General features: G+C 57.3%; 6 protein-coding genes. All 6 read left to right on the plus strand.

The genetic code is table 11. The features are described from left to right. The first annotated feature begins 418 nt into the window (after positions 1–418). A complete protein-coding gene (locus ACL02U_RS32620) occupies positions 419–781 on the plus strand; it encodes a hypothetical protein (protein WP_412794627.1) in 363 nt (120 codons plus the stop codon). 207 nt (positions 782–988) lie between these two features. Next, positions 989–1,465 (plus strand): hypothetical protein, encoded by a 477-nt coding sequence (locus ACL02U_RS32625; protein ID WP_412794628.1) that lies wholly within the window; start codon positions 989–991, stop codon positions 1,463–1,465. Positions 1,466–1,550: 85 nt separating this feature from the next. Further along, complete coding sequence (locus ACL02U_RS32630) at positions 1,551–2,114, plus strand: EndoU domain-containing protein (RefSeq protein ID WP_412794629.1); 564 nt, start codon at positions 1,551–1,553, stop codon at positions 2,112–2,114. 3 nt (positions 2,115–2,117) lie between these two features. Then, the gene (locus tag ACL02U_RS32635; RefSeq protein ID WP_412794630.1) at positions 2,118–2,471 is read left to right on the plus strand and encodes a hypothetical protein; all 354 of its coding nucleotides are present in this window, start codon (positions 2,118–2,120) and stop codon (positions 2,469–2,471) included. 425 nt (positions 2,472–2,896) lie between these two features. After that, entirely contained in the window at positions 2,897–3,325 is a 429-nt protein-coding gene (locus tag ACL02U_RS32640) for an Imm1 family immunity protein (RefSeq protein WP_412794631.1), read from the plus strand. A gap of 1,054 nt (positions 3,326–4,379) precedes the next feature. Further along, positions 4,380–4,637, plus strand: coding sequence for a hypothetical protein (locus ACL02U_RS32645; protein WP_412794632.1), 258 nt, complete (start codon positions 4,380–4,382; stop codon positions 4,635–4,637). Positions 4,638–4,706: the final 69 nt, after the last annotated feature.

Consider the following 4,706-nt stretch of genomic DNA (forward strand, 5'->3'; position numbering starts at 1 on the left):
GGACGGACACCAGAACATCGCCGCCGCCCTACGCCATCACGCCCGCAACACCGACCGCCCCATCAACCTGCTCCTGGCAGCGTGATCAACGACTTTGCCGGAGCCCTGGCCCCCACCCGCCCCTTGGCCCTCCTCAAACTCCGCTGCCCAGCACAGAAGCACGAACAGCCGTCTTTGAAATCGCCCTTGCGGCAACCGGAAACACTCCTGCCCACATCAGCGGACGCCGACGGACCGTTGATTCCTCCCTCACCTGCGAAAACGCAGGCATGAACGGCCCGCCTTCCACACGTACTATCTGGAAGCCGGGGACACGCCGGTCCTCGTTCACAACAACAATGAGTCCTGCCCCATTCAAGGGCTCAGCAACGAAGGGAAGAAGAGCTATCAGCGGCTGAAGGATGCACTTGGACGCGCAGTGAGTCGTACTGCTGCTCAGGTGCGGGGCAACCTCAGCCCCGGGCAGCTCGCGGCCGGGCAGCGTAAGCCGTTCCTGCAGCGCATGTTCGTCGGTTCTGACATCGAGAACGCGATTGCTGAAGACGCTGCAGTGCAGGCAGACCCAAACATTGCGCATCTCGGCACCTCTCAACCAGGGCAAGCAGTTCCCGATTTCCACATCCTGGATGGCGGTGCAGAGGTGGGTATCGACATCACGGGTGCCAGCAGGACTTCCATTGGGGAGCACCTTGCCCGGTCCTATGTAGAAAGTAGGGCTCAGATTCTCGACTACCCATCTCTGAGTGATGACTTCTTGGCTGAAGTCTTCAAGAGAGAGTGAAAGGGCTGGCCTGAAATGCGGATCGAACGGCAGAAGTATCAGAACGTCAAGTCCGTTGGGAGCAGGCGCACGCTTGGTTCATTGGAACTGGTACGGTGCGAGTTCACTGGGTGCGCTCTGTCTCAGTTCGATGATCCCAATTTCGGCCTGGTCGTCGAGGATGTGGCTGCGTCGCGCTGTGTGGTGAAGAGATGTGCGGTGCACGGAGTGAAGTTCGAGAACGTCCATGTCGACAGGATGACGACGACGTCGATGATTCACCTGGCGGCCTGTGTTTTTCAGTGCGTAAAGCTGTCCGGATCGGTCGGCTCCGTAATGACGACACCGCCGAGTCACTCGATTTCTGCAGAAGCTCGATCCTTGTTCGCGGAGAGCATCAAGGAGCAGTACCGTGATATTGAGTGGGCTCTCGATATCTCTGAAGCCGAGTTCGTTTCTGCGGACTTCTACTATGTCCCCGGTGATCTTGTGCGTCGAGACGAGGAGACTCAATTCCTGCTCCACCGTGAAAAGTTGGCCAACGTGGAGGTGGGTAAACTTGGTCAATACGCGCAGATCGCCGTGAGTCGTTTTGATAGCAGCCCGTTCGACTCCATCGTGGCTGTGGCGCCCAAGAAGGCAAATGATTTCCCGGAGATCCTCGCTGACCTACAGGAGCTGCGGCGCCTAGAGGTTGCTGAATAAGGTTTGCGGCTTTTGCCTGTACCCGATTGTGTGGTTTTCGGTTCCGCCGTCGGCGGCTGGGAGTAAACGGGGTTTTCAAAGTTGAGTGGGTGTGCCACAAGGCACCGCCCAGGACACCGATGTGCGCCTCTACCACGCGCACACCATCACCTACGACCTCACCATCGGCACCCTCCACACGTACTATGTGAAGGCCGGGGACACGCCGGTCCTCGTTCACAACGACAACTGCCCAGAGATCTCGGCGACGGCTCGCGCGCATGTGTTGCACGGAGTCGAAGACGACGGGAAGTTTGCTGGCTGGCACCTGCATCCGGACCAGACTGGAGGCGTGCCGGAAGACCGTTTCATCAATGGCGATCTGGTCACCAACGCTGACGGAACTGCGACCGTCAACGGTACGGTTGGTGCACTCAGGCCAGACGGAAGCACGCTGCAGAAGGTAGCCTCCGCAGGGCACACCTTCTTCCCGGCGGACTGGACCGAGGAGGACGTGATGGCAGCCGGAATGGAGCTCTTCGCTCAGGGGATATACAAGCGCGGCGGCACCATGGTCACACACACTGTAAAAGGCGTGAAGATGATCGGATTCCTGGAGAAGCTCGCCGACGGCTCCTATACGCCGTCAACCTTTCCGAAAGGGAAGTAGACCGTGACTGATACCGCATGGTTCTTTGAAGTGGACAGCGAGGGATTGATTACGCTGTCAGCCGTGCCCGAAATCCCCGAAAATACTGCTCTCGCGCTTGAAACACTGATTCTCCCGTTCGGGCTCAGTCGGCAGAGCGCCTCGACTTATCTTCGTGAATGGAGGCGAATGGCGCGGGAGTTTGGCGAGGGGTACGTATTGGGTACGCCCGCCGCTAGCGTTGAACGCGTGAATGAGGGACATGTGAAGATCGATGACATGTACGGCCAGTTTGATGATTGTTGCATAAATAACGGTGATTTCGAAGAATTCCTGGAAGGGTTCATCGAGTACTTGGCAGGGATTGAGGCAGATTGAAAAGCTGCCCGATGTTCGATGGTTCGGTAGCTCGCCTCGAGCGCTTAACAGACACAGGAAAAGCCGTCTTTGAAATCGCCCTTGCGGCAACCGGGAAGCGCTCCAGCCCACATCAACAGATGCAGACGGATCGCTGATCCCTCCCTCACCTTTCTTGCCAAGCGGCTCAAGGAACGGGGCCTCTTTCGGGGCAACATTTGGGGGGACGCAGACCACGTCGAAACGAAGGTGGTCCACATGATGCACGAGGGCGAGATTGATCACGCCTAGGTCGTGATTAACAACGAAACTGGTCCGTGCTCCAAGGAGAACGGTCTTTCCTGCTTGGGTAACTTGAGCGATCTACTGGGCAGCAAGACGCTGAGGGTGCACTGGCGCGACAAGAATACAGGCCAGATGACAAGCCTACTGTTTGGAGGTATTGGATGACGACCAGCGGACTCCGGGTGCAATTTGAGTCCGAGCACGGTAGAACTCACTATGCTATCGGCAGCGCGGATGAAGTGGATTCATTCATCGATTCCCTGCTAAACGGGAAGCATGAGCAGAACTGTGCCGTCATCTATTCTCTTGATCGCCCTTCGCTGGCATCGGGATACCCGGATCATGAGCTGGCGGTCGGACTCGACAGAGTCACCCAGATGGGCGCGCTGACCTTCGCTGAAGATGAAAATGTCGTATCGAAGGGCTCGGTGGATCGCGGCATAGTCGAATACATGCTGCTTGGTCACGTGAGGGAGTTCATGCCTGGCTCGGAAATCCCTGTCGAACGTGTCCGTCAGGCAGTGAAGGAATTTCTCGGCAACGGCGGCGAGATTCCGACGTGCATCGAATGGCAAGAGGAAGAGTTCTGAGTGCCGGATAGAAGAAGTACCCGTGGCCATGACTCGTAACAGCTGACTTCGGCACACCCGCAGGGGGTCCCACCAGCCATGGTGGGACCCCCTGGCCTTAATAGCAGCCCTCAACATCAAGACACATTCCGTTCATTTGACCGCGAACCCAGTCAATGGACTCAGACCTGTCGCCCGACCCAACCCTGCAGAATTCCTCCAAGGCGGCGCGTATTCTGGAGATCGGCAAAACACTGCGCCGATCAAGATAAACCGAAGTCCAGGGATCGGACGCAACTCTCGGATTATTGACGGGCGGTTCAGGATTATCCGACACCCAAACATGGTCGCCCCCCCTGCCTAGGACTGCTTCGATCCACAAACCAAATCAGCCCGCCAAATCCAGTCTCTCGGTTAATCGCGAGCCGAAGATTGTTGTCCGGCCCAGATACCCCGCTATGCCGCCTATCGGAAAATTCGAATGAAACGATCTCGCTGCCGGCTTCCATCGCTCTCAAGACAGACATGGCCAGTGTCCCCATGTCGTGCCACGTCTCGGCGTAACGCCACTCGTTGCGGAAGGAAACATTCAAAATCACGGTAGCACTCCGCCCTGCAAGAGCTTCGATATCGTCCCACCCTGACCGTCAGACCAAAACACTCTCATCGACTGTCCGGTGCCTAAGAATGTGCGGAACAACAGCCTGGCACGAGTAAGGCCCTCCGCAGGGTCCAGATTCGTGGTTACTGAGGTTGAACTCGTGATGTCGTGGGCTTGGTCAGGCTGGTCTGATGGACAGTCAGGCCTCGGCGAGGCAGCCGTCTATGGGGGCCGTACTGGAGAGGTTACTGCGAAGTTCGATGGTCTAGATGGCAACGAAGTCATCGATCGCAAGAATGGAGTTCTTCCTTGGACCTCCGACTCAATGATTGACGAGGCCAGACGTCAGGCTGGGACGGCTGCGTATCATGGCCTTCAGGCTGTATCGGAAGTCCCCAGTGATGCAGTGATGGCTCAGGCGCAGCGATGGCTTGATGACGCCGGTGTGTCGACTATTAAGGTGAGGGTGGTGCCGTGATGGATCTCGACCCGATCATCGTGGCAATGGTCAGCTGCGTCGTGATGCTCGACACGGCGGAAGCCGATGAGGTAGATCCAAGCTTTGCCGTGAAGGTTCAACAGGTAATGGGGGAACATCTACAGGAGATTTCCCCATCAGACGAGCCGGAACTGCGATTGATGCTATTGCGCATCGCAGACAAGATTTCGACGGGAGAGCCGTCGATCGCCAGGCATCTGAGGCGATGGGCTGACAACCTCAGCGAGTCATGAAATCGGCAAAAAACGCTTCGTAGAGCTGTGCACGTGACGTGGCTCTGGGCGTCTTGCCGCTGAGGTTGA

It is taken from the genome of Streptomyces sp. MS06 (assembly GCF_047200655.1).
In the GTDB taxonomy this organism is placed as follows: domain Bacteria; phylum Actinomycetota; class Actinomycetes; order Streptomycetales; family Streptomycetaceae; genus Streptomyces.